Annotated in this window: 19 protein-coding genes, 1 tRNA gene and 1 other annotated feature; of the genes, 16 read left to right on the forward strand and 4 right to left on the reverse strand. The window is 44.6% G+C overall.

Features of this window, described 5'->3' with window-relative positions:
- Positions 1 to 132 precede the first annotated feature (132 nt).
- From Q4592_RS19580 to luxS, 10 genes are all read left to right on the forward strand, one after another.
- A tRNA-Arg gene (locus tag Q4592_RS19580) sits at positions 133 to 209 on the forward strand.
- 354 nt (positions 210 to 563) lie between these two features.
- Positions 564 to 806 carry an OadG family transporter subunit gene (locus Q4592_RS19585; protein ID WP_303516347.1) on the forward strand — a complete coding sequence of 81 codons (243 nt, stop codon included), beginning with the start codon at positions 564 to 566 and terminating at the stop codon, positions 804 to 806.
- Between the two features lie 19 nt (positions 807 to 825).
- Positions 826 to 2,604: a sodium-extruding oxaloacetate decarboxylase subunit alpha gene (oadA, locus tag Q4592_RS19590; protein WP_303516349.1), complete on the forward strand. Its 1,779-nt coding sequence runs from the start codon at positions 826 to 828 to the stop codon at positions 2,602 to 2,604.
- A 12-nt stretch (positions 2,605 to 2,616) separates the two neighbouring features.
- Complete coding sequence (locus tag Q4592_RS19595; RefSeq protein ID WP_137671594.1) at positions 2,617 to 3,750, forward strand: sodium ion-translocating decarboxylase subunit beta; 1,134 nt, start codon at positions 2,617 to 2,619, stop codon at positions 3,748 to 3,750.
- A 480-nt stretch (positions 3,751 to 4,230) separates the two neighbouring features.
- Complete coding sequence (locus tag Q4592_RS19600; RefSeq protein WP_303516351.1) at positions 4,231 to 4,836, forward strand: beta-phosphoglucomutase family hydrolase; 606 nt, start codon at positions 4,231 to 4,233, stop codon at positions 4,834 to 4,836.
- 9 nt (positions 4,837 to 4,845) lie between these two features.
- Positions 4,846 to 5,277, forward strand: coding sequence for a YqaA family protein (locus Q4592_RS19605; RefSeq protein ID WP_303516353.1), 432 nt, complete (start codon positions 4,846 to 4,848; stop codon positions 5,275 to 5,277).
- A 17-nt stretch (positions 5,278 to 5,294) separates the two neighbouring features.
- The gene (locus tag Q4592_RS19610) at positions 5,295 to 8,141 is read left to right on the forward strand and encodes a pitrilysin family protein (protein ID WP_303516354.1); all 2,847 of its coding nucleotides are present in this window, start codon (positions 5,295 to 5,297) and stop codon (positions 8,139 to 8,141) included.
- 84 nt (positions 8,142 to 8,225) lie between these two features.
- A complete protein-coding gene (gene gshA, locus Q4592_RS19615) occupies positions 8,226 to 9,803 on the forward strand; it encodes a glutamate--cysteine ligase (RefSeq protein ID WP_303516356.1) in 1,578 nt (525 codons plus the stop codon).
- Positions 9,790 to 10,434 carry a hypothetical protein gene (locus Q4592_RS19620; protein ID WP_174235914.1) on the forward strand — a complete coding sequence of 215 codons (645 nt, stop codon included), beginning with the start codon at positions 9,790 to 9,792 and terminating at the stop codon, positions 10,432 to 10,434. The genes gshA and Q4592_RS19620 overlap by 14 nt, the downstream gene beginning before the upstream one ends.
- Positions 10,435 to 10,486: 52 nt before the next feature.
- Positions 10,487 to 10,996 (forward strand): S-ribosylhomocysteine lyase, encoded by a 510-nt coding sequence (gene luxS, locus Q4592_RS19625; protein WP_137671589.1) that lies wholly within the window; start codon positions 10,487 to 10,489, stop codon positions 10,994 to 10,996.
- Positions 10,997 to 11,069: 73 nt separating this feature from the next.
- Here luxS and Q4592_RS19630 read toward each other — a convergent pair whose 3' ends face one another.
- Together Q4592_RS19630 and Q4592_RS19635 are read right to left on the reverse strand one after the other, a co-directional pair.
- Positions 11,070 to 12,356, reverse strand: a complete 1,287-nt coding sequence (locus Q4592_RS19630; RefSeq protein ID WP_303516360.1) for an HlyC/CorC family transporter — start codon at positions 12,354 to 12,356, stop codon at positions 11,070 to 11,072.
- 72 nt (positions 12,357 to 12,428) lie between these two features.
- On the reverse strand, positions 12,429 to 13,220 hold the full coding sequence (locus Q4592_RS19635) for an inner membrane protein YpjD (protein WP_303516362.1): 792 nt from the start codon (positions 13,218 to 13,220) through the stop codon (positions 12,429 to 12,431).
- A gap of 142 nt (positions 13,221 to 13,362) precedes the next feature.
- Here Q4592_RS19635 and ffh point away from each other — a divergent pair, with 142 nt between their 5' ends.
- A complete protein-coding gene (gene ffh, locus Q4592_RS19640) occupies positions 13,363 to 14,754 on the forward strand; it encodes a signal recognition particle protein (RefSeq protein ID WP_303516364.1) in 1,392 nt (463 codons plus the stop codon).
- Positions 14,755 to 14,853: 99 nt separating this feature from the next.
- Positions 14,854 to 15,270 carry a GNAT family N-acetyltransferase gene (locus Q4592_RS19645; protein WP_303516365.1) on the forward strand — a complete coding sequence of 139 codons (417 nt, stop codon included), beginning with the start codon at positions 14,854 to 14,856 and terminating at the stop codon, positions 15,268 to 15,270.
- A gap of 59 nt (positions 15,271 to 15,329) precedes the next feature.
- On the opposite strand, the gene aroF is transcribed toward Q4592_RS19645, so the two are convergent.
- Complete coding sequence (gene aroF / locus Q4592_RS19650; RefSeq protein WP_303516367.1) at positions 15,330 to 17,333, reverse strand: 3-deoxy-7-phosphoheptulonate synthase; 2,004 nt, start codon at positions 17,331 to 17,333, stop codon at positions 15,330 to 15,332.
- 16 nt (positions 17,334 to 17,349) lie between these two features.
- Positions 17,350 to 17,477: a sequence feature (Phe leader region), on the reverse strand.
- Positions 17,478 to 17,563: 86 nt separating this feature from the next.
- Entirely contained in the window at positions 17,564 to 17,929 is a 366-nt protein-coding gene (raiA, locus tag Q4592_RS19655) for a ribosome-associated translation inhibitor RaiA (protein WP_137671583.1), read from the reverse strand.
- Between the two features lie 270 nt (positions 17,930 to 18,199).
- On the opposite strand from raiA, the gene Q4592_RS19660 reads away from it, so the two are divergent.
- The 4 genes from Q4592_RS19660 (at position 18,200) to Q4592_RS19675 (ending at position 24,430) form a co-directional block, all read left to right on the forward strand.
- Positions 18,200 to 20,410 (forward strand): bifunctional diguanylate cyclase/phosphodiesterase, encoded by a 2,211-nt coding sequence (locus Q4592_RS19660; RefSeq protein WP_303516368.1) that lies wholly within the window; start codon positions 18,200 to 18,202, stop codon positions 20,408 to 20,410.
- 91 nt (positions 20,411 to 20,501) lie between these two features.
- On the forward strand, positions 20,502 to 22,274 hold the full coding sequence (locus Q4592_RS19665) for an extracellular solute-binding protein (protein WP_303516369.1): 1,773 nt from the start codon (positions 20,502 to 20,504) through the stop codon (positions 22,272 to 22,274).
- Positions 22,275 to 22,281: 7 nt separating this feature from the next.
- A complete protein-coding gene (locus tag Q4592_RS19670) occupies positions 22,282 to 23,376 on the forward strand; it encodes a microcin C ABC transporter permease YejB (RefSeq protein ID WP_137671580.1) in 1,095 nt (364 codons plus the stop codon).
- A gap of 1 nt (position 23,377) precedes the next feature.
- On the forward strand, positions 23,378 to 24,430 hold the full coding sequence (locus Q4592_RS19675) for an ABC transporter permease (protein ID WP_303516370.1): 1,053 nt from the start codon (positions 23,378 to 23,380) through the stop codon (positions 24,428 to 24,430).
- Positions 24,431 to 24,436 lie beyond the last annotated feature (6 nt).

A 24,436-nucleotide genomic window follows, 5' to 3' on the forward strand; every position in this document is an offset into this window, starting at 1 on the left:
CGCGTGTAGCTCAGCTGGATAGAGTACCTGGCTACGAACCAGGCGGTCGGAGGTTCGAATCCTTCCACGCGCGCCATTTCTTTTAAATTTGAAGCTTTGCTTATTCTCATCTAGGCTTGTTTCATACCCAACGCGCGTGTAGCTCAGCTGGATAGAGTACCTGGCTACGAACCAGGCGGTCGGAGGTTCGAATCCTTCCACGCGCGCCATCTTTTTTGTTTTATTATCCATTCTCTTAATACCCCTAGATCACTATTCACCACTTATGCACCTCAAATTTCCAACTCTTGTGATCGCGATTACTACTTTTGGAGTAGTTAAGCTGCTAAATTACTAACAGTAATACGCTGTCAAGCTGCTGTGAATGGTATGTTAATCATTTGTTAAGCTTTGGGCGTTTACCCTGTATAAGAGCTAAAGTCTTGGATTATTGCGGATTTTGTCATTGATAAAATAAAGTTAACAATACCAAGGTTTTGAATAATTATTCAAAATTCAAGTTTGATTTTTGTCGTTTGACATGTAATTCTTACGCCAATCTCAAAGGATGTGGATTATATAATATGATGGATATGACTGAGGTGCTCTTAGAAGCAGCAACGTTAATGGGGGTCGGGATGATCGCCGTATTCTCGTTTTTGTCGCTATTAATTGTGGCTGTAATGGGTTTAGCTAAACTTGCACCACCTTTAGCTGACATTCCCGAACCTAGCCAAGCTTTGCCAACGTCTCCCCAACCCGCCAATAATGCCACTGTTGTCGCTGCAATTACTGCTGCTGTTCAACTGTACCGGAAGGCCCAATAACTAAAGAGGATTTAACGCAATGTCTAAACCACTTGCATTAACCGATGTTGTATTGCGCGACGCGCATCAATCATTGCTAGCAACTCGTCTTCGTATCGAAGATATGTTGCCTATTGCTGAGCAACTTGACCAAATTGGTTATTGGTCTTTAGAAACTTGGGGCGGCGCTACCTTTGATGCTTGTATTCGTTACCTTGGTGAAGATCCTTGGGAGCGCCTACGCGAACTTAAAAAGGCGATGCCTAACACTAAACAACAAATGTTGTTACGTGGACAAAACCTATTAGGTTACCGTCATTATGCCGATGATGTAGTAGAACGTTTCGTAGAACGTGCTGTTAAAAACGGCATGGACGTATTCCGTATCTTCGATGCGATGAACGACCCCCGTAACTTTCAAACAGCAGTTAAAGCGGCGTTAGATTGTGGCGCACACGCCCAAGGTACGATTTCGTACACGACTAGCCCAATTCATACCTTAGATAACTGGGTAGATTTAGCCAAGCGTTTAGAAGATATTGGCTGTCACTCTGTTGCAATTAAAGATATGTCAGGCCTGTTAAAGCCTTACGAAGCCGAAACGCTAATTAAACGTCTTAAAGCTGAAACCGATGTAGAAATTGCACTGCACTGTCATGCAACAACCGGCTTGAGCTTACCTACGCATATTAAAGCCATTGAAGCGGGCGTAGACATTATTGATACGGCTATCTCGTCAATGAGCTGTACTTACGGCCACAGTCCAACAGAAACCATTGTAGCGATGCTAGAGGGCACTGAGCGCGATACTGGCTTAGACCTTACTAAGCTAGAGTCTATTGCCGCTTATTTCCGTGAAGTGCGGAAGAAGTACGCGAAGTTTGAAGGTAGCTTAAAAGGTGTTGATTCACGCATCCTTATCGCTCAAGTACCAGGCGGCATGTTAACCAACATGGAAGGCCAGTTAAAAGAGCAAGGCGCGGCCGACAAGCTTGACGAAGTATTGTTAGAGATCCCTAAAGTACGTAAAGATTTGGGCTACATTCCGCTGGTTACACCAACCTCACAAATTGTTGGTAGCCAAGCCGTACTTAACGTTTTAACTGGTGAACGTTACAAAACGATTACTAAAGAAACAGCCGGTATTCTTAGTGGTCAATATGGTAAAGCGCCGGGCGAAATTAACGCTGAGCTACAAGCGCGCGTATTAGACGGTGCCGAAGCAATTACTTGTCGCCCTGCTGATTTACTGCAAGCAGAAATGGAGCGTCTTGAAACAGAGGTTGTTCAACACGCAAAAGACAAAGGCTTTAAATTGGCTGATGCGGTAATCGATGATGCGCTTACTTATGCCTTATTCCCACAAATTGGTTTGAAGTTCTTAGAGAATCGCGGCAATGCTGATGCCTTTGAACCTGTACCAAGCGCTGACGACGTAAAGGTTGCCGCTCCTGCTAAAGCCGGTGCAGTAGAAACTTACTCAGTGCGGGTTGATGGTCAAGTGTACAGCGTTGATGTTGGTCCTGAAGGCTCAATTGATGGTGTTAAAGCCGTTGCTCAAAGTGCACCAGCCTCCGCGCCAGTAGCGAGCAGCGCTAGTGGCAATGGTGAGGCGCTACCAGCTCCACTTGCGGGTAACATCTTCAAGGTTCTGGCTAAGCCAGGAGCCAATGTTCAAGAAGGTGACGTATTGCTGATTATGGAAGCAATGAAAATGGAAACTGAGATCCGTTCCGCTAAAACCGGGGTTGTTGACGAGGTTCTAGTTAAAGAAGGTGATGCGGTTGCAGTGGGCGAAGTCCTGCTAAGCATCGCGTAAGGGAGCCATAAAGTGGAAGGATTAATTAAGCTATGGTCTGAAACAGGCCTAGCTAACTTTGAGTTTGGTCAGCTAGTCATGATGGCGGTAGGTTTACTGTTATTGTATTTAGCTATCGTGCGTAAGTTTGAACCATTGCTGCTATTGCCAATTGGTTTTGGCGCAGTATTAGCAAATATTCCAAACGCGGGATTCAATGATGAAGGTGGTTTGCTTTACTACATCTACCATGTCGGGATTGAAACTGGGGTATTCCCATTATTGATCTTTATGGGAGTTGGCGCGCTGACAGATTTTGGTGCGCTTATCGCCAACCCAAGAATGTTGTTATTGGGTGCTGCGGCGCAGTTTGGTATTTTCGCTACCTTGTTTGGCGCTATTTTACTAAACGCCATTCCGGGCTTCGATTTTAGCCTTGCTGATGCATCGGCCATTGCCATTATTGGTGGTGCCGATGGCCCTACAGCGATTTTCTTGGCATCTAAACTAGCACCAGACCTGCTCGGCGCTATTGCGGTAGCTGCATACTCTTACATGGCATTGGTGCCGATTATTCAACCACCGATCATGAAAGCGCTAACTACAAAAGAAGAACGCGAAATTCAAATGGAGCAGCTTCGCCCGGTGAGCATGCGTGAGAAGATCATATTCCCAATTGCAGTGCTTGGCTTAACTATCTTGTTCTTACCAGCAGCAACACCACTTGTGGGTATGTTCTGTTTAGGTAACTTGATGCGAGAAAGTGGCGTGGTGGATCGTTTGAGCAAAACTGCTCAAAACGAACTTATCAACATTGTGACTATCTTCTTAGGTTTAGCTGTAGGTTCTAAACTGTCTGCTGACAAATTCTTAACCGTAGAAACCTTGGGTATTCTTGGCTTAGGTGCCGTGGCGTTTGGTATTGGTACTGCCTCTGGGGTATTAATGGCTAAACTCATGAGCCGCTTGAGCGGTGGTAAGATTAACCCACTTATCGGCGCGGCTGGAGTATCAGCGGTTCCTATGGCTGCCCGTGTGGTTAACAAGGTTGGTTTAGAGTCTAACCCTCATAACTTCTTGCTTATGCATGCTATGGGGCCAAACGTTGCTGGTGTACTCGGTAGTGCTGTAGCGGCGGGTGTATTGTTGTCGCTTGTTGGTGGCTAAACACGCTATTAGCTGAAATAAAAAAGCTTGCCTCGGCAAGCTTTTTTATTGGTTAATTAATGGGTTATCCATATCATCAACGAGAAGAAACCGATCAGCGCAGTACTCAAACCAATAATCCAATAGTAGCCTTTTCGGCCTTGTTTAAAGCTCAAGCCAAAATGAAAAAGAAATAGCGTCCACAATATCGTCAACAACAAAGGTATTAAGAAAAAACGCACCATAGGCTTACCTATTCATTCGCTTAAGTGTTTGAACAGCTTTTAGTTTACCTGCATTAACGCTGAATAGAAGCGCTTTACGCTACAACTTCGTTTGGCTTCACATACAATCATTTTAGTTTATCTCTTTGCTTGATATTCAGTATCTGAGGCCTTTGCTGTTTGCTTGCTTAGAATTTAGTCCACCTTTGTTAAAGCTTATTGGTATGATGCAGCATGAATCGGCTGCTGTTCAGTCCGAGTAGTTTACGAGTGCTCAATGAATATCCAACAATACCAAGATTATGAAGCCTTTATCTTTGATATGGACGGAACCCTCATCGACTCAATGAAGCAACACCAACAGGCTTGGGAGTTTGCTTTACAACTGTTCAATATCCCTTATACCTCCGAACAAATGCTGGCCATGAGCGGTATGCCTACGGGCTTATCGGTTGAAAAGCTGCTTGCCGATGCCCATATAAGCAATATTGATGTTGCTGCAGTAGCTGAAGCAAAAGAACAGCGTTATCACCAATTGGTAAACAGTGAAGTATTGGCGACACCATTGATTGAAGTATTTGAGTACTACCGTGGTAAAAAACCAATGGCAGTGGGCACTGGTGCTAGTCAGCAGCAAGCTGAGTTGATATTGGCTAAGCTGGGTATTGCTAAGCAGTTTGAAGCGATTGTGGGGGCTGATCTCGTTGCCGAGCATAAACCAGCACCAGATACTTTTTTAAAATGCGCAGAGTTAATGAACGTTCAGCCGCAAGGTTGCTTGGTATTTGAAGATGCCGATGCAGGCGTCGCTGCCGCTAATGCCGCGGGTATGGATGTTGTAGATGTAAGAAATTTATGGCCGGCGAACTATTTTGTTGATTAAGTCGTTCTATTGTTAGCCTTATTATTTTTTAGCGCCTTTGTCTCCGCCACTTTGCTACCGGGTAGCTCAGAGGTGTTATTGCTTGGTTTAGTGAGCCAGGTGCCAGAGCAGTGGATTAGCCTATTAGTGGTTGCCAGTATTGGCAATACCATTGGCGGATTAGTCACCTTTGCCATGGGCTGGGGCGCCTTTAATTACGGTAATCGACATTTTACTTGGTTACCTAACTTAAGTGAGCAGGCCAAAGCTAAACCTTGGTTAACAAAATACGGTGCTTGGAGCTTGTTAATGAGTTGGGCACCGGTTATTGGAGATGCGTTGTGTTTTGTTGCGGGAGCCGCCAAGCTTTCGGTATGGCAAAGTACTATTGCAATGCTGATTGGTAAAACCATTCGCTACGCCTTGCTAATATGGCTGGGTAGTTCTGTAGCTAATTTATAAGAGAGAGGACAATTATAGTGCTTAGATGGTTAAGTGTATTTAGCATCTTGTGGTTAGCAGCTTGTACTCAGATAGATCCCAAGCCCGGCGATACCCTGCCTAAGGGAATCCAATTAATAGAGGCTTCGCAGGCCAATAATAGTGATATTAAAATCGCTTATAAAAAGTACCGTTTGGAAAACGGCTTAACGGTATTGCTGTATCAAGATGATAACGCACCTCTGGCACATGTTGATGTGACCTATCACGTAGGCTCAAATCGCGAAGAACCAGGTAAATCTGGTTTTGCACATTTCTTTGAACACATGATGTTTCAAGGTTCAAAGCATGTTGGTGATCAAGAGCATTTTCGTATCATCAACGAGGCGGGTGGTACCATGAATGGTTCCACTACCAAAGATCGTACTAATTACTACCAAACTGTTCCGGCTAATCAGTTAGAAAAAGTACTGTGGTTAGAAGCCGATAGAATGGGCTTTTTACTTGAGGCGGTTAGCCAAAAGAAATTCGAGATCCAACGAGATACCGTTAAAAACGAACGGGCCCAGCGAGTAGATAACGCTCCTTATGGTTTGTTGTCGGAACGTGTTGATGAAGCCTTGTACCCTCGTGAACACCCTTATTCCTGGCAGCCAATTGGCTACATTGAAGACCTAAATCGGGTAGATGTTAACGACCTAAAAGCTTTTTTCCTTCGCTGGTATGGGCCAAATAACGCGGTCATTAGCATTGGTGGTGACATTGATGAACAGCAAACATTAGCTTGGGTTGCTCAGTACTTTGGCAGTATTCCAAGCGGGCCCGAAGTACCAGAGATAACACCTCTTCCCGCTCAACTTAGCAAAACTCGCTATATCTCTTTGGAAGACCGAGTGCATATTCCGTTGTTATACATTAGCTACCCAACGGTTTACGCAGGTGCAGATGACGAAGTTGCGCTAGATATGTTCTCTGAGATCCTAGGTGGCGGCAAAAACTCATTGTTGCATCAGTCTTTGGTCGAAAGTGGTAAAGCGCTATCGGCGGGTAGTTCTCATTATTGCCGTGAAATGGCCTGTACTTTATCAATTTACGTACGTGCCAATCCGCAAGCCGGTTTAACATTGGCGCAGCTACAACAAGACGTAGACCAAGCAATTAATGATTTTGCTGAACGGGGCGTAAATGCCGAAGATTTGCAGCGAGTACGTTCTTCATTAAAAGCTTCAACCATTTACAGCTTAGAAAGTGTTTCTGATGTTGTCACTCAGCTCGCCTTTGGTGAAATTTTCTTTGGTCAGCCTTTGTATATTAGCCAAGTGTTAGAACAGTTTAAAAATGTTGATGACAAGCAGGTTCAGCAAGCTTATCAGCAATACATTATAAACAAACCTCGGGTGGTGATGAGCGTAGTGCCTAAAGGGCAAACACAACTGATCGCCGGGCCTGATAACTACCAACCAGAGCCGCGCCAACTGCCTAAACACCAGCATTTAGATGATAATCAACTCGCGCTGCGTGAGGTCACCGATAACTTCGATAGAAGTGTTGAGCCAGCCTCTGGGCCAGCGGTTGCTGTAAAACTACCAGACTTATGGCAAGCTAAATTGAGTAACGGTTTGCAAGTACTAGGCACCTCAGAACAAGCTACACCTACCGTAACTCTGCAGTTTCGCTTAGCCGGTGGCAGTGTATCGGAGCCTGCGGGTAAAGAAGGTTTAGCTAAACTTACTGCGCAAATGCTGATGCAAAGTACTCAACAAACCTTAGCCGCAGATTTAGCCGATGAACTGGTTGAGTTAGGTGCATCGGTAAGTTTTAGTGGCGGCTTGTACAGTCAGAATATCAATTTAACATCATTGACCGAAACATTGCCTCAAGCCTTAAATGTGTTAGAACAACGTTTATTAACTCCTGCTTTTGACCCCCAAGAGTTTGAACGAGAAAAAGCGCGCCACCTGCAAAGCATTGAGCAAAAATTTAATCAGCCCAGTTGGTTAGCCAGCATCGCTAGCCAAGGCTTGTTCTTTGGCGAAGGTAGCCGTTTAGCCACCTCAAGTTATGGCAGTCGCGAGAGTATTGCTTCGCTAAGCCTTGAAGATGTGAAACAGTTTTGGCAACAACATTACCAACCTGACGGAAGCCAATTGGTTGCGGTGAGTAACTTAAGCCAGCAACAACTTGAAACAGCACTTACGCCTCTACAGCAACAGTGGCAGGGTAAAGCTAGCCAAGCCGCGCATTTAGTAGCGAAGAAATCGGCCAGCAACAACACCATTTATCTACTTGATAAACCCGGTGCGGTGCAGTCTGTCATAAGAATTGGCCGTTCAGCGATGCCCTACGACGCGACCGGCGAATACTTTAAAGCCAATTTGATGAACTTTAACTTTGGCGGCAATTTCAATAGTCGTATCAACATGAATCTACGTGAAGACAAGGGTTACACCTACGGGGTGAGCAGTGGCTTTGGCGGCTTTAAAGACGGTGGTAGCTTTGTGATTTCTACTGATGTGCGCCAAGACGCAACGGCGCCAGCGATAAAAGAGCTGCTGACAGAGTTAGACGCCTATTCAAAGCATGGTCCTAGTGAGCAAGAGCTGGCTTATATGCGCAGCGCCGTATCGCAACAAGAAGCGTTGGCCTATGCCACGCCTTCGCAAAAAGCCTCGTTTTTGATGCAAATGCTGGCCTTCGATCTAACTCCAGAGTTTGTGGCTACGCAAAACCAAATTACCGCCACTATTAGCCAAAGTGAATTACAGCAGTTAGCTGCAAAGTACTTTTCACCAGAGCAAATGATAGTGGTTGTGGTGGGTGACAAAGAACAGCTGTTACCCGAATTAAAGAAAATAGGTATGCCAGTTCAAGAACTTGCATTGTAAAGGACCTACGCGGACGGTGGCAAAAGGTGAGTGAACTCGCTATGCTTTGCCACATTACGCGTTACAACAAATAGTGAGTTCAACTTGACTCAACAGTTTACAACTCGGCTGACGCAACTGAGCGCAGCAATGGCTGATACCGGTGTGCTAGGCATACAACGTGGTATTGAACGTGAAGCATTACGTATTTGTGAACAAGGGAAGTTGGCGCCAAATGGCCACCCTAAAGCACTAGGCGCTGCTTTAACGCATCCTCTGATTACTACCGATTACGCCGAGACATTGCTGGAGTTTATTACGCCAGTATCAGATAGCGTAGAACAGGTGTTGTCGCGGCTTACCGATATTCATCACGAAACGATGAAGCAGCTAGACGGCCAGCGTTTATGGCCGTTGAGCATGCCTTGTTATATTGGTGATGAAGAAGACATTGTATTAGCTGACTATGGTCAGTCTAATATTGGCAAAATGAAACACGCCTATCGCCAAGGATTGCGCCATCGTTATGGCAGTGCCATGCAAGTGATCTCGGGTGTGCATTATAATTTCTCATTGCCGATGAGCTTTTGGCAGAATCTGCAAAAAGTGGAGGGTGACCAGCAAGATATTGCTGAATTTATCTCTCAGCGTTACATGGGCTTAATTCGTAACTTTTATCGTTACGGGTGGATGGTTGCCTACCTATATGGTGCTTCACCGGCTTTATGTGGCTCGTTTATGAATGCAGGCGACAGTGAACTGGCATTTGAAACCATGGGTAAAGGTACCTTGTACTTGCCTTATGCTACGTCATTACGTTTAAGTGATTTAGGCTATACCAGCTCGGCTCAGCATCAATTAGACATCAACTACAACAGCGTTAGTGAATACGTTAAAAGTGTCCGTAAAGCAGTAAGCACTCACTCCGATGAGTTTGCCAATATTGGTGTGAAAGTTGAGGGTGAATACCGCCAGCTTAACGCTAATATTTTGCAAATCGAAAATGAGTTATACGCACCTATTCGCGCTAAGCGGGTGGCTAAACCTGGGCAAACACCTTCTCAAGCCTTGGCAGAAGACGGCATTGAATACATCGAAATTCGAGCTTTAGATGTTAACCCGTTTAGTGGTGTAGGCGTAACAGAGTCACAAGTTAGAGTGATTGATAGTTTATTGTTAGCGTGTGTATTGATGGACTCACCAGAGATGGACCAAAACGAGTTGCAGCAAAGCCGAGATAACTTTAATACAGTGGCTATTCAGGGACGTAATCCGGCACTAGAGATGACCATTGCCGGGCAAACTCAAGGCTTACCTAAGCATATAGAGCAGCTGCTTGAGCAGATGAGTAAAGCAGCTGAATTGCTAGATGTTCAACGTGAAGCCCCTGATTTCTCGAATGCTCTAGAAGAGGTGATTGCTGATATCAGTAATGACAATACCTATTCATCTCGTTTCTTACGTTTGCTTAAAGCTCAGGCTCAAGATAACAGCGGCTTAGGCTTGCAATGGGCTGCACAATATCGCGAAGAGATGCTTGGTCATACGAGTATTAACTGGCAAGATCAAGACTTTAGCGCGATGGCTGAGCAAAGCTTTATTGAGCAACAAGCAATAGAAGCTGGTGATGACCTCGATTTTGATGACTTTTTAGTGAAGTACTTTGAGAATGCCAATAAATAAGGAAGTGCCTGTAGTTAAGTTCGCCAAGGCTTTGGTGGTCATTCTAGGTTTAAGTGTATTGGCGGGATGCAGTAGTGCGCCGCCGCAAGACCCAGAAAACTTGTGCAGTATTTTTGAAGAAAAGCGCGATTGGTATAAATCAGCCAAGAAAATGAACAAGAAGTGGGGAACCCCAGTGCATGTTCCTATGGCAATGATGTATCAAGAGTCTAGCTTTAAGCATAATGCTCGCCCACCGATGCAATACTGGTTTGGTTTTATTCCGGTTGGTCGAGCAAGTACCGCTTACGGTTATAGCCAAGCCAAAACCATGACTTGGGATGATTATGTGCGGGAAACAGGCAACTCTTGGTCTTCTCGCACTAACTTTGATGATGCTATTGATTTTATGGGCTGGTTTACCAATAAAACCCATAAAATAAACGGTGTATCTAAGTGGGACGCGCGCAACCAATACTTGAACTACCACGAGGGTTGGGGTGGCTATAAACGCGGTACTTATCACCAGAAACAATGGTTAGTAAAAGTAGCCGGTACGGTAGACCAACGTTCTAAACGTTACGCCGCACAGTATAATAAATGTAAAGAAGATCTAGATAGTAGCTGGCTATGGCGACTGTTTTTTGGTTGAATACACCCCATTAAGTCATCTTGGCTTAGCTAGGATTTGAAGAGAGATAATCATGCCTTTATTAGATAGTTTTACCGTAGACCATACACGTATGCATGCTCCTGCAGTTCGCGTAGCAAAAACCATGGCAACGCCAAGCAAAGACACCATTACTGTGTTTGACCTTCGTTACTGTGTACCAAATGAAGAAATTCTGTCAGAAAAAGGCATTCATACTTTAGAGCACTTATACGCTGGCTTTATGCGTGAGCATTTAAATTCTGCCAATGTAGAGATTATTGATATCTCACCAATGGGCTGTCGTACTGGTTTTTACATGAGCTTAATTGGTAGCCCTAATGAATCTCAGGTTGCTGAAGCGTGGCTAGCGTCTATGCATGACGTATTAGCGGTAGAACAGCAAAATGACATTCCAGAGCTAAATGAATATCAGTGTGGTACTTACTCTATGCACTCGTTAGACGAAGCAAAAAGTATTGCTAAGAACATCATAGACCGCGGCATTAGCGTAAATAAGAACGACGAGCTAGGTTTGTCGGATGAGATTTTAGGCAAGTTGTAATTAACAATTGCGACTAAAAAAGCCAGCTTAACGCTGGCTTTTTTGTTAGATAATTTTATCCAATTATTGTGGGCTAATTGGTTTTCTCTTTTGGCTTAGCGTAAAAGGCTGGCATCACTCGCGCTAAGCTCACGGTATTATTTTCTATTTCTACAATCTCGATAGGGTATCCAGCTAAGCGTAAGCATAAGTTGGCCTCGGGAATATCTTCCAGATGCTCTACAATCAAGCCATTGAGTGTTTTGGGACCATCGGTAGGTAGCTTCCAGCTCATCTCTTTGTTTAAATCTCTAATGTTCACCGTTCCGTCGATTAGGTAGCTACCGTCGATTTGCGGGTGGATCTCTTCACTCGGCGCAGGTGCGATGCTAGTGGTAAAGTCACCCACAATCTCTTCTAGAATATCTTCTAGCGTCACTAAGCCTTGAATATCCCCATACTCGTCAACAATCAGCCCAATTCGCTCTTTGCGTCGTTGAAACTTCAACAGTTGAACATTCAGTGGTGTACCTTCGGGAATAAAGTAAATCTCTTTGGCGGCACGCAGCATGGACGTTTTATCAAACTGTTCGCGAGACAACAAACGTAATGAATCTCTTGAATGCACAAAACCTACTGAGTCATCAATGCTATCGCGGAACAATAAAATTCGAGTATGGGTACTTTGAGTTAGTTGCCGAAGAATACTGTCCCAATCGTCGTTAATGTCGATGGCGGCAATTTCGTTACGTGGGATCATAATGTCATCCACGGTAACTTTTTCTAGGTCAAGAATACTTAACAGCATGTCTTGGTGGCGCTTAGGTATCAGCGTACCGGCTTCATCCACCACGGTGCGTAATTCTTCAGGGTTAAGGGCTTCGTCGTCTTTGCTGTTAGGATTTACTCCCAATAAGCGAAGTAGGCCATTAGTGACACCATTAGTGGCCCATATTACTGGAAATAGTAACTTCATGAGCGGGCGCAACAAAAGCGAAGCCGGAAACGCAATGCGCTCTGGATAAAGCGCCGCCATGGTTTTAGGCGTGACTTCTGCAAAAATTAAAATAACAAAAGTGAGCGCTAAGGTGGCAATGGCGACACCCACATCGCCAAACAAGCGTAATCCAATAATAGTGGCAATTGCCGAGGCGAGAATATTCACCAAGTTATTACCAATAAGGATTAAGCCAATTAAGCGGTCTGGACGTTGCAGTAATTTGTCGACGCGGCTCGCTGCGCTGTGTTTGGTATTCACCAAGTGACGCAGGCGATAGCGATTAAGCGACATCATGCCAGTTTCAGAGCTAGAAAAGAATGCAGAGCAAATAATGAGGAATACGAGCAGTATCAGTAAGCTACCCGTAGATATGTCGTCCAAGCAGGAAAATCCTTGATTTATATAACCGCCCTAATTTATATGCTGGCTTCAAGGGCTGTCAAGGCTAGATTGTTAGCTAAGGATGATTTCCTTAACAAAGCGTGAGCCAAAATAGGCTAAACTCAGCAAGATTGAACCAATTACCGTCAAGATCACCACCGATTTACCCCGCCAACCTCGATAATGGTGGCCCCAAAGTAATGCTGAATAGATAAACCAAGCGATTAAACTAAAGATAGCTTTATGGCCGCGGCCATTAGCAAAAAAGTCGGTGAGAAATACAAAACCGCTAAGCAAAGAAATACTCAGCAATATCAAACCAACTCTAATTAGCGTGAATAATTGTTTCTCAATGCCCATCAATGAGGGCATAGCCGGGTGAATGGCCCCAGGTTTGTGGCGCTTTAAGGTCCAGTCTAAATAGGCCATTTGTAAGGCATATAAACTCGCTATCATCAGCACTGTAAAGGCTGCAAGAGCTACACTAATGTGTATTAGAACTTGTGGTTTAAGCTCCAAATGAATGATGTAATCACTGGGAATAAGTACCGCGAGTAGCATCGTTACAATGGCAAATAGGTACACAACCGGCAGAACAAACCACAACTTAAAGGGCTTGGCTAACGCTGTTACGGTCATCGTGATAAGTAAACTTACTAAACCCGCTACATTAAAAATGCTTAAATCTTGGCCCTGCGCCAAAAACAAATGTTGGAATTCCCAAATACCATGCAGCAGCATGGCGCAGCCGGCACTTAGCCAAAGCCACTTATTTGCGCCACTTTGTTTATTCAGTAAACCGGTTATGCAGACATACGCGGCCAACAGATAAAACACAGTGGTAGGAAGAACCAATACATTCATGATTTAACGCTAACTAACTGATTGTTTGGGTTCAGTATACGCGCCCAATACAGTCAGGGCTAGAATTAGCTTTTAGAATATCCTTGCTAAGGTATAATGTGCGCGCTGAACTATGCTCGCTATATGATCAACAGGAAAAAGCATGTTTGAAAACTTATCTGATAGACTCTCGAAAACGCTAAAAAATATCAGTGGCCGCGGCCGATTAACTGAAGACAATATTAAAGATACGCTGCGTGAAGTGCGTATGGCCTTGCTAGAAGCCGACGTAGCCCTGCCGGTTGTTCGTGAGTTTGTCAAACGAGTAAAAGAACGCGCCTTAGGTCAAGAAGTCAACAAGAGCCTTAGTCCTGGTCAAGTCTTTGTTAAGATTGTTCAACAAGAACTTGAAGCCGCCATGGGCGAATCTAACGAAAGCCTAGATTTAGCTGCGCAGCCGCCAGCGGTTGTGATGATGGCTGGTTTACAAGGTGCGGGTAAAACCACTTCGGTAGCCAAACTTGCTAAATATTTAAAAGAGCGCGAAAAGAAAAAAGTGATGGTGGTGAGTGCCGATATTTATCGTCCTGCCGCGATTAAACAGTTAGAAACACTGGCTGCTGAAGTAGACGCTATTTTCTTCCCAAGTACTGAGCAACAAAACCCGGTTGATATTGTGAATGGCGCGATTGCTGAAGCCAGAACTCAATTTGCCGACGTATTGCTTGTAGATACTGCCGGTCGTTTACATGTTGACGAAGACATGATGGACGAAATTAAAGCACTCCACCAAGCTGTTGAGCCAGTAGAAACCCTGTTTGTGGTAGACGCCATGACCGGTCAAGATGCTGCCAACACCGCTCAAGCTTTTAACGAAGCACTACCACTCACTGGTGTCATTCTTACCAAAACAGATGGTGATGCGCGCGGCGGTGCAGCATTGTCGATTCGCCATATTACTGGCAAGCCAATTAAATTTATGGGTGTGGGTGAGAAAACCGACGCCTTAGAACCTTTCCACCCAGATCGTATCGCGTCACGCATTTTAGGCATGGGTGATGTACTGTCTTTAATCGAAGAAGTCGAGCGTAAGGTTGATAAAGATCAAGCGCAAAAATTGGCCAAGAAAGTACAAAAAGGCAAAGGCTTTGATTTAGAAGACTTCCGCGAGCAGCTGGTGCAAATGAAAAGCATGGGCGGCATGATGGGCATGATGGATAAATTGCCAGGCATGGGCCAAGTGCCAGACAATGTTAAAGATCAAATGAATGATAAGCTCACCAATCAAATGGAAGCCATTATTAACTCAATGACACCGGGTGAGCGTAAGCGCCCTGAAATCATTAAAGGCTCACGTAAACGCCGTATCGCGGCAGGTTCTGGTACTCAGATCCAAGACGTAAACAAACTGCTGAAACAATTTACCCAAATGCAAAAAATGATGAAGAAGATGTCGGGTAAAGGCGGAATGCGTAAAATGATGAGCCAAATGAAAGGCATGATGCCTCCAGGTGGAATGGGCGGCATGGGCGGCGGGGGTCGCGGCCGATTCTAAGTTGCTATCAATAAGATGATAAAAGCCCAGCTAGATGCTGGGCTTTTTTGTGTAATAACACTACCGTATTAGATACTACTGGAAGCAGGGGACGGGCTAATGAGGTTTGAACTGAAAACTCATGCTAGCAAAGAAGAGATAGAAGAGATTAGAACTGAGTTAATTAGCTTTAATCAGCCCTTCCTCAAGGGAGTTAAAGAGGAATCTCTTGCTCTTTTTAGCTACGATGAGCATGAGCAGAAAATCGCTGGAATAACCGCAGAAATATTTGGCGAGTGGTTATTGATTAAGCTGCTCTGGGTAAAGGAGTCTCATCGAGGCCAACACTTAGCCACTCAGTTAATCTCGCAACTAGAACAACATGCTGTTGGTTTAGGTTGCGGCCATGCTCATGTGGATACCTTTAGTTTTCAGGCTAAGCCCTTTTACGAAAAACAAGGTTACCAATGCCAAATGACGCTAGATAATTACCCCGTTTCAACGGCAATGTTTGTGTTAACAAAAGCCTTAAAGTAAAGGTTATTCCCAATAAAAAGCCCAACATCTAGTTGGGCTTTTTTTAGTTTTTATCTGGCCTAGTAAAGTTCAGCCATTAATTGTTGTAGTTGGCTAAAGTCTAGTGACTTATCAGCATCTACACTGGCATCACTCGGTGATGGATGAGCGCATAACACAATGCCGTCAGCGCCTAATAGCTTGGCGGCTTTGGCCATTGGAGCTACCGAGCTTAAATCTTCTACCGCTTCGCCAGGGTTTACTACAATCGGTAAATGGGTGCGTTCGCGTAGCAAGCTAATGGCGCCTAAATCTAAAGTGACTTTGTTTTTGCTTTCGAGGGTTCTTACGCCAGCTTCACACAAAATAACTTGTTGATTACCTTGAGCCAGAATGTAGTCGGCGGCATGTAACCATTCATCAATAGAGGCCATATTGTTGCGTTCTAGCAGTATAGGGCGAGTAGATTTACCGAGCTCTTTTAGCAGGTTGAAGTTTTTCATATGACGAGAGCGCACGTGCAATATATCGGCTTTGGCAGCTAGAGTGACCACTTGGTCAACAGCGCTTACTTCGGTCATGGTAGGCAGCTTGTATTTTTTACCTGCAGCATTTAAGTAATTTAACCCTTCTTCGCCTAAACCTTGGAAGCTATACGGTGAACTACGTGGTTTAAAGCAGCCGGCAGCTAAAACCGCAGCGCCGCTTTCTTTGGTTGCGCCTGCACAGTTAATAATCTGCTGTTCTGATTCCACCGCACTTGGGCCAGCAAAGGTCACAAATCCGCCGTCACCAATTTTCACATCGCCAACTCGAACTATGGTGCTGGTTGATTTATGTGAGCGACTTGATAGCGCGCCATCAGATTGGATAGTGCTAATCAAGCTTGGTGCCACTTTGTTTTGGTCACGTTTGTTAGCCAGTGCTTCTAGTGGAATTAGGGTAGGGTCAACATTCTCACTGGGGTAGCAGCCAAGCACTTTTATATAACGGGTTAGGCGAGTGAGCTCGGCTAAGGCCGATTGCATTTGTGCAGACTTAACGTTGGCAGATACATCCACATAAAACATCTCTTCCCAGGGATTACCTTGAACCGGGCGAGACTCTAACTTGCTCATGTTTATCTCGTGTTCGCGAAGTACTAATAGTGCTTCAACCAAAGAGCCTGCATGTTGCGCGGTTGACATAATAAAAGTCGTTCTCGCAGGTACTTGCTCAGCAACCTCCACCGGTTTACGAGAAACCACAATAAAGCGGGTATAGTTTTGCTGTTGATTGGCAATGTCGGTTTTAAGTGCTTGTAGGCCATACATTTCGCCACCCACTTTACTGCCAATAGCACCTACTGTGAGATCATCGCCACTGGCAACAACCTCCATGGCTTTTGATGAGCTATCTACAAAATCCACGCGGGTACTGGCCAAAGTACGTAAGTACAAATTACATTGTGCGTAAGGCTGTGGGTGTGCATATAAGGTGGTAATTTGTTCTAGGTTGGCGGCAGGGTGGGCTAATATGCAGTGATCGATGGCAATAGACAGTTCACCTACAATCGACAAGCTGGTGTGCTGCATCACATCGTACACTTCGTTGATGCTGCCTGAGCTGGTGTTTTCTATCGGTAGCATACCGTAATCTGCTTGGCCAGATTCCACAGTATCAACAATGTCTTGAAAACCACTGCAGCCAAACTCAACAATTTGCTTTTTGTAACGAGAGAAATACTGATGAGTAGCAATGTTGCTGTAAGAACCTTTATTGCCTAAAAAGGCGACTCGAACTGCTTGGGCGTGAATGTCTGGATTGGTAATACCTTGCAAAAAAGCTTGCTGTGAGAGCACCGAGTCTTCAATGATTGTGTGATAAAGCTGAGTCACATAGTGAGCGTCTAAACCCAGCTCGCGGCCTTTATTGATTAACTTTACTAAAAGCAGTTGCTCGCGCTCTTGGTCGCGGATCGCTTTTGGGTTTTCTATTTTGCTTTTGGCTACTTCTACACTAAGTTGGCGACGCTCGGTGAGTAAATTTAATAGCGATTGATCGAGCTCTGTTATTTTTGTTCGGATCTGCTCTAAGTCAGCCATGTTGTATTCCCTGTCTAAAAAAAAAGCCCCCTAGTAGGAGGCTTTATGGATTCTGTGTGTTTTCTTTTTTACACCAATTCCGTCCGCCTCCCTAAAAGGGTGGAGTAAAAAAGAAACCAAACAAAAATCGGGTGTTTAATAATTTCATGCTGTCAGACTAAAAAGCAATCACTGTAAAGTCAAGTAATACCAAGCGATTAGTTACTTGGCATTACCTGTATTACTTAGCCTTATGCGGCTTGTTCATCCTCGGTACTCAGCTCGTCTTCAACGGGCTCTCGTAAGAAATCTTTCCCTGAGCGGCTAGCGCGGTGAGCGTTGGGCTTATCTTGGAAGCGGTGTAATTGGCGTTCCAGCTTTTGCCCTAGGTTGTTAATGGCCACACTCAGATCTTGGTGCGCATCACTGGCAAACAGTTGTCCGTTTGGCAGGTTAATCTTCGCTTCTATTTTTACCTTTTTGTTGTCAGTGGTAATGGTCACTTTTGGTGAAATGAGCGGGATTTGGTTTTTTTCCAATTTTTCAAAGCGCGCGGCAATGTGCTCGCGAATGGTTGGGGTAATAGAAATGGTTTTACTGGTAATATCAATAATCATAAGCCTCCCAAAGACTATCTAGTAATTATTTCACTTCCAGAATACGATTTTAAGAAATAAAAAACCAGATCTAGATCACTATTTCTTAAGGGTTAGCTTTAGCGGATAAAGCAATGTGACTGCCTAGCAAAAAGTATTATAAATTCCTCAAAATCGCTTGAATCTTGATGGCTAATTCGGCACATTGGAATAGATAACAAGCGGTTGATGTTAGTCGGTAGTTAGAATTTCTCTTAAACCCAAGGACAACTAGCTTTATCTTTAACCACTATGGACAGTAAAAAGCCCATTAAAGCTGTACTGAACTCCTCTTTTTCATCTTCTGAGTTTACTGCTTCCCTCTCCCAACTCGCGCTGGCCTTAGCGGCTCAACCTAGCGAGGGTTTCTTTAATGAGCTACTTTCCCAGTTAGCCAAACGCTGTAATGCTTATGAAGCTTATATAGCCCGCTTTGACTCTCGTGCTCCTCAATTACCCTGTATTACTTATTGGCGCAGTGGTCAGTTTGTTCAAAACAAACTGAGCCCTGCTACTCCCAAGTTGTTGGCGGCAATTAGACAACATTCAAGGCTGACCATTAGTGATTTTTCTGCATGTTATCCCGATTATGCCAGTGTTCAACCCGAACTTACGGTCAACATAGATGGCTTTTGGGCGCAGCAAATTGTTGAGCAAGATAGGGTTGTTGGTTATATGGCGTTTAGCTTTATTGATGAAGACTTCGACGCTGAACGGCTAAGCCATTTGTGCCAACCATTTATCGCCCGTTTAAACGCGGAATTTTTGCAATATCAACAGAATGAGGCATTGAGCCTGTCGGCTGTGGCTTTTGAAAGTAATGAAGGCCTTATTATTACTGACGCCAATTATCGTATTGTAAAAGTAAATAAGGCTTTCGCTCAAATTACCGGTTACCCATCAAGTGAAGTAGTAGGTTGTGAGTTAAGCGCAATATTTGCCAGCCCTAATCCGGTTTTTATTGAAGAAGTTAACGGCACGGTTCGGCGCAAAGGCGAAGTGCAGCGAACCCGCAAAAATGGTCAGCAATATACTCAATTGGAAACCATAACTGCGGTGCATAACAAAGGCTCGGCAGTCACCCACTATGTTGTGTGTATTCAAGATATCTCTGCCAGTATTGAATCAGAGCAAAAAATTCAGCACTTAGCTTTTTATGATGAGCTCACTGGTTTACCTAATCGGCGTAAGCTGCATGAAGAGTTATCGATATGTTTTAGTCGTGCCAAAAAGCAGCATGCTATTGGTGCTTTGCTATTTATCGACCTTGACCATTTTAAGAATATTAATGATTCGTTGGGGCACGCCGCAGGGGATTGGGTATTGCAACAAGTGGCTAATCGTTTACAAGATTTGATTCGAGAAGGGGATGTTTTAGCGCGTTTAGGCGGAGATGAATTTGTTTTGCTACTGGCCGACTTGGGCGAGAGCCCGCCTCATGCTGAGCAGCAAGCCAATATTGTGGGAAAACGACTAATTCAAACTATTTCTGCTCCTTATCCATTTGATGGTCAATCGCTGCACATAGGCGCCAGCGTGGGAATTACGTTATTTCCAGGTAAAGGCCAAACCGCTGAAGATTTGTTAAAGCAAGCTGACACAGCCATGTATCAAGCTAAATCGGCCGGGCGACGCACTGTAATGTTCTTTGATGATGGCATGCAGCGCCAAGCCGATAAACGTTTGCAAATGAACAATGCCTTACGCAACGCCTTGGCTAATCAAGAACTGCTGCTTTATTTCCAGCCGCAACATATGGTGTCCACTGGTGAATTAGTGGGTGCAGAGGCCTTAGTTCGTTGGCAGCCAGAGGGAAAAAGCATTGTTTCGCCCACCGAGTTTATTCCTATGGCGGAAGAATCTGACCTGATTATCGATATTGGAATGTGGGTATTGGAGCAAAGCTGTAAACACATGGCTAAGTGGCAGAAGATGGGCCTGTTGCTACCTGAGTTATCAGTAAATGTGAGTGCTAAACAATTTCACCACCCTGATTTTGTCGATAAAATTGAAGAGCTTATGTCTCGTTATCAATTGGATAGCGCGATGCTCAATTTGGAAATTACCGAATCGGTGGTGCTGGGGCATGCTGAAGATACCATTCGCAAAATGGAGCAGCTAAAAGATATTGGTTTGCGTTTTTCAATTGATGATTTTGGTGCTGGGTATTCCTCTTTAAGTTATTTGAAACGCTTGCCAGTGGATGAGCTCAAGATTGACCGCTCCTTCATTAGAGATATTCCACGAGATAGTCGAGACATGGCCATTGTTGATGCGGTGTTAGCCATGGCTAATCATTTAGGCTTTACTGTTACCGCCGAAGGAGTGGAAACTCGCCAGCAATTGGAATTCCTTAAACAACAAGGATGTACCTTTTACCAAGGCTATTTATCCAGCAAAGCAATCCCTGCAGACGCGATGGAGCGATATATTCAACGTTTTCAGCGGAATTATTCCCAATAGCCCTTTATCTTTTGCTTTCGAGTCGGGTATAACTAGGTGTAGATATTAGTTAAGTTGATGTTTCAACTCACTCAATAAGGAAGCGCCCATCATGAAACGGCTGTTATCGGCTTTTTGTATATTGGTTTTTAGTTTTGCTCATGCCGAGGAATTTAGTCGTTCTCACGCTTTAGTGATGCACGGCGAGCCTGCCTTACCTGCTGATTTCACGCAGCTTCCCTATGTAAATGTGAATGCGCCCAAACAAGGCAGCATGACTCATGAAGCGCAAGGTACATTTGATACCTTTAACCCGTTTATTGTTAAAGGGAATCCCGCCGCTGGCGTAGGCCAAATATACGATACCTTGCTCACCGCTAATAATGATGAAGCCTTTGCCCAATATGGCTTGCTAGCTGAAAGCATTGATATGCCAGAAGACCGTTCTTGGGTGCGCTTTAACTTGCGCTCTGAAGCTCGCTTTCATGATGGTGAGCCCGTGACAGCAGACGATGTGGTATTTACCTTCAACTTACTGCTAGAAAAAGGCGCGCCGTTTTATCGTGCTTATTATGGCAGTGTGAAGGAAGTGGTCGCCGAATCGAAACAAAGCGTGCGCTTCAATTTTGTTGACGGTACTAACCGTGAGTTGCCGCTTATTTTGGGGCAATTACCCATCTTGCCTAAACACTTCTGGCAACAGCATGATTTTTCTAAAGCCGATCTTACCTTGCCACTGGGTTCTGGTCCCTATCAAATAGCCAAATTTGATACTGGCCGTTCAGTGAGTTACGCCTTGGTAAAAGACTACTGGGCTAAAGACTTACCCATTAACCGTGGCCGTAATAATATCGCAACCATCAACTATGAGTATTACCGAGACTCTTCAGTTGCCCTTGAAGCATTTAAAGCAGGGCGTATTGATTACCGCATAGAAACAAGTGCTAAAGATTGGGCAACAGCTTATACAGGGCCAATGTTTGATAGCGGGAAAATCCACACCGACACGTTATTAAACGAAAATCCGCAGGGTATGCAGGGCTTTGTTTTTAATACTCGCCGCCCCTTATTCAACCAACCAGAAGTACGCAAAGCCATTGGTTTGTTGTTTGATTTTGAGTGGACCAACGAACAGCTTTTTTATGGTGCTTATAAACGCACCGACAGTTATTTTGCCGCTTCAGAGTTAGCCGCTACCGGTTTACCACAAGGTGGTGAGTTAGCCTTATTAGAACCTTTTAAAGACCAATTGTCTGAAGAAGTATTCACTAAAGAATTTAGCCTAGAGAAAACCCGCGGCGACGGTAATATTCGCCCGCAAATGCGTGAGGCTTTGGCTCTGCTGAAAGGCGCAGGGTGGACCCTGAGTAAAGGCCAATTAGTTGATGCTAACGGCAAGCAAATGCACATTGAGTTTTTAATTTACCAAAAAACCTTTGAGCGCATAGTGCTGCCGTATACCCGTAATTTGCAGAAAATCGGTATTAGTACTGAAGTACGGGTAGTGGATGTATCGCAATACGTTAACCGAGTGCAAAAGTTTGATTTTGATATGGTGGTAGGCAGCTTTGGCCAATCATCTTCACCGGGTAACGAACAACGCGATTTTTGGGGAAGTAAAGCCGCAGAGCATGTAGGTTCTCGTAACATAATTGGGGTAAATAGCCCGGTAGTAGACAAACTTATTGAAGCGGTGATTGGTGCTGATGATAGACAAGCATTGGTTGATGCTACGCGCGCTTTAGATCGCGTATTATTGTGGTCGTATTACGTGGTACCACAATGGCATTTAAATGCGTGGCGGGTGGCTTATTGGGATAAGCTTAAACGCCCAGAGCGTAATCCAAAATTCGCCTTAGGTCTTGATAGCTGGTGGGTAGAATAAAACCTCAATGACTAGCTACATTCTGCGTCGCCTTTTATTGATGATCCCTACCTTGTTGGGGATTATGACTCTTAACTTTGTGATTATTCAGTCGGCCCCTGGTGGGCCCGTTGAACAAGCCATAGCCAAAATTCAAGGTATTGATACCTCGGCAACTCGCCGCGTTGATTCAGGCGTGGACACCGAGATTATTCAAACTAACAATGGCGGTGGCGGCTCTAGCCAATATCGCGGAGCCCAAGGTTTACCGCCAGAGTTAGTCAAAGAACTTGAGCAACTTTATGGTTTTGATAAGCCAGTGCACGAGCGCTACTTTGATATGCTGGGCAACTATCTGCGCTTTGATTTTGGTGACAGTTTCTATCGTGATAGCTCAGTTGTAGATCTCATCCTTGAGAAAATGCCGGTCTCTATTTCACTTGGCTTATGGACCACACTATTGGTTTACGGTATCTCTATTCCTTTAGGGATCCGCAAAGCGGTGCAGCATGGTAGTCGCTTTGATGTTTGGAGCTCGACATTGGTTACCGTCGGGTTTGCCATTCCTAATTTCTTGTTCGCAATTATGTTGATTGTGTTATTTGCTGGAGGCAGTTACTGGGATTGGTTCCCGCTGCGTGGATTAACCTCCACTAATTGGGAAGAACTCAGTTTACTGGGTAAAGTGGGCGATTATTTTTGGCATTTAGCCTTGCCTGTTACCGCCATGGTAATTGGCAGTTTTGCTACCTTAACCATGTTAACCAAAAACTCCTTTTTAGATGAAATTAACAAGCAATATGTACTGACCGCCCGTGCTAAAGGTTTAACCGAAAATCGCGTGCTCTACGGTCATGTATTCCGTAACGCTATGCTATTGGTTATCTCCAGTTTGCCAGCCACTCTTATAAGCATTTTCTTAACGGGTTCATTCATGATTGAAGTGATTTTTTCGCTTGATGGTCTGGGCTTGTTGGGCTTTGAGGCCGTGGTGAATCGTGATTATCCGGTGGTATTTGGCACCTTGTATATGTCTACCTTAATTGGTCTTATCTTGAAGCTTATTAGTGATATTACCTACACCATGATCGACCCTCGAATCAACTTTGAGGGGAGGCAGTAACATGGGTGTAGTTGCACAATGGAAACGCGCTAAAGCTAGCCCGCTTAATCAGCGAAGATGGTTACAGTTTAAGGCTAATAAACGCGGATATTGGAGCTTTTGGTTATTCTTGCTGTTGTTTGTGGGAAGTATGTTTGCAGAGTTTATTGCTAACGACAAACCGGTGTTAATCCGTTATCAACAGCAATGGATGATGCCTATTGTTAGTCACTATACCGAGCTTGAGTTTGGTGGTGATTTAGATATAGAAGCCGATTATTCAGACCCTTACATTCAAGAACTGATTGAAGAGCAAGGCGGCTGGATGATCTGGCCTCCGGTGCACTTTTCTTATGACACGATTAATTACAATCTCACCGAACCCTCTCCGTCGCCACCAACGCTAATCAATTGGCTAGGCACCGACGACCAAGGCAGAGATGTATTTGCTCGCTTGCTTTATGGCTTCAGGTTGTCTGTGTTGTTTGCTTTAGTATTGGCAATAAGCAGCTCTGTGATTGGCGTAGCGGTAGGTGCCATGCAAGGGTATTTTGGTGGGCGAGTGGACTTGTTAGGCCAGCGCTTTATTGAGATTTGGTCGGGCATGCCACAAATGTTCTTGCTGATTATTCTGTCTAGCTTGGTACAGCCTAGCTTTTGGTGGCTATTAGGTATTTTGCTGCTGTTTAGCTGGATGAGCTTAGTGGATGTAGTGAGAGCAGAGTTTTTACGCGGCCGAAACTTAGAATATGTAAAAGCCGCACGGGCGTTAGGCGTGGGCGATAGGGCGATTATGGCTCGACACATTCTGCCCAATGCAATGATCGCTACGTTAACCTTTATGCCGTTTATCTTTATTGGCGGCTTAACAGCATTAACGGCCTTAGATTACCTAGGCTTCGGTTTGCCTCCTGGCTCTCCCTCACTAGGTGAAATGGTGGCTCAAGGAAAGAATAATCTGCAGGCTCCGTGGTTGGGTATTACTGCTTTTTTCTCTATGTCGATAATTTTAATTTTGTTGGTGTTTATTGGCGAAGCGGCGCGAGATGCATTTGATCCGCGAAAACGAGTATAGGTAGCT

Source organism: Agarivorans sp. 1_MG-2023, from assembly GCF_030548385.1.
Classification (GTDB): domain Bacteria; phylum Pseudomonadota; class Gammaproteobacteria; order Enterobacterales; family Celerinatantimonadaceae; genus Agarivorans.

Coding starts and splice junctions, on each gene's coding strand:
- Q4592_RS19585 (WP_303516347.1), top strand. CDS start 564: ATGATGGATATGACTGAGGTGCTCTTAGAAGCAGCAACGTTAATGGGG.
- oadA (WP_303516349.1), top strand. CDS start 826: ATGTCTAAACCACTTGCATTAACCGATGTTGTATTGCGCGACGCGCAT.
- Q4592_RS19600 (WP_303516351.1), top strand. CDS start 4,231: ATGAATATCCAACAATACCAAGATTATGAAGCCTTTATCTTTGATATG.
- Q4592_RS19620 (WP_174235914.1), top strand. CDS start 9,790: ATGCCAATAAATAAGGAAGTGCCTGTAGTTAAGTTCGCCAAGGCTTTG.
- luxS (WP_137671589.1), top strand. CDS start 10,487: ATGCCTTTATTAGATAGTTTTACCGTAGACCATACACGTATGCATGCT.
- Q4592_RS19635 (WP_303516362.1), bottom strand. CDS start 13,220: ATGAATGTATTGGTTCTTCCTACCACTGTGTTTTATCTGTTGGCCGCG.
- ffh (WP_303516364.1), top strand. CDS start 13,363: ATGTTTGAAAACTTATCTGATAGACTCTCGAAAACGCTAAAAAATATC.
- Q4592_RS19645 (WP_303516365.1), top strand. CDS start 14,854: ATGAGGTTTGAACTGAAAACTCATGCTAGCAAAGAAGAGATAGAAGAG.
- aroF (WP_303516367.1), bottom strand. CDS start 17,333: ATGGCTGACTTAGAGCAGATCCGAACAAAAATAACAGAGCTCGATCAA.
- raiA (WP_137671583.1), bottom strand. CDS start 17,929: ATGATTATTGATATTACCAGTAAAACCATTTCTATTACCCCAACCATT.
- Q4592_RS19660 (WP_303516368.1), top strand. CDS start 18,200: ATGGACAGTAAAAAGCCCATTAAAGCTGTACTGAACTCCTCTTTTTCA.
- Q4592_RS19665 (WP_303516369.1), top strand. CDS start 20,502: ATGAAACGGCTGTTATCGGCTTTTTGTATATTGGTTTTTAGTTTTGCT.
- Q4592_RS19670 (WP_137671580.1), top strand. CDS start 22,282: ATGACTAGCTACATTCTGCGTCGCCTTTTATTGATGATCCCTACCTTG.
- Q4592_RS19675 (WP_303516370.1), top strand. CDS start 23,378: ATGGGTGTAGTTGCACAATGGAAACGCGCTAAAGCTAGCCCGCTTAAT.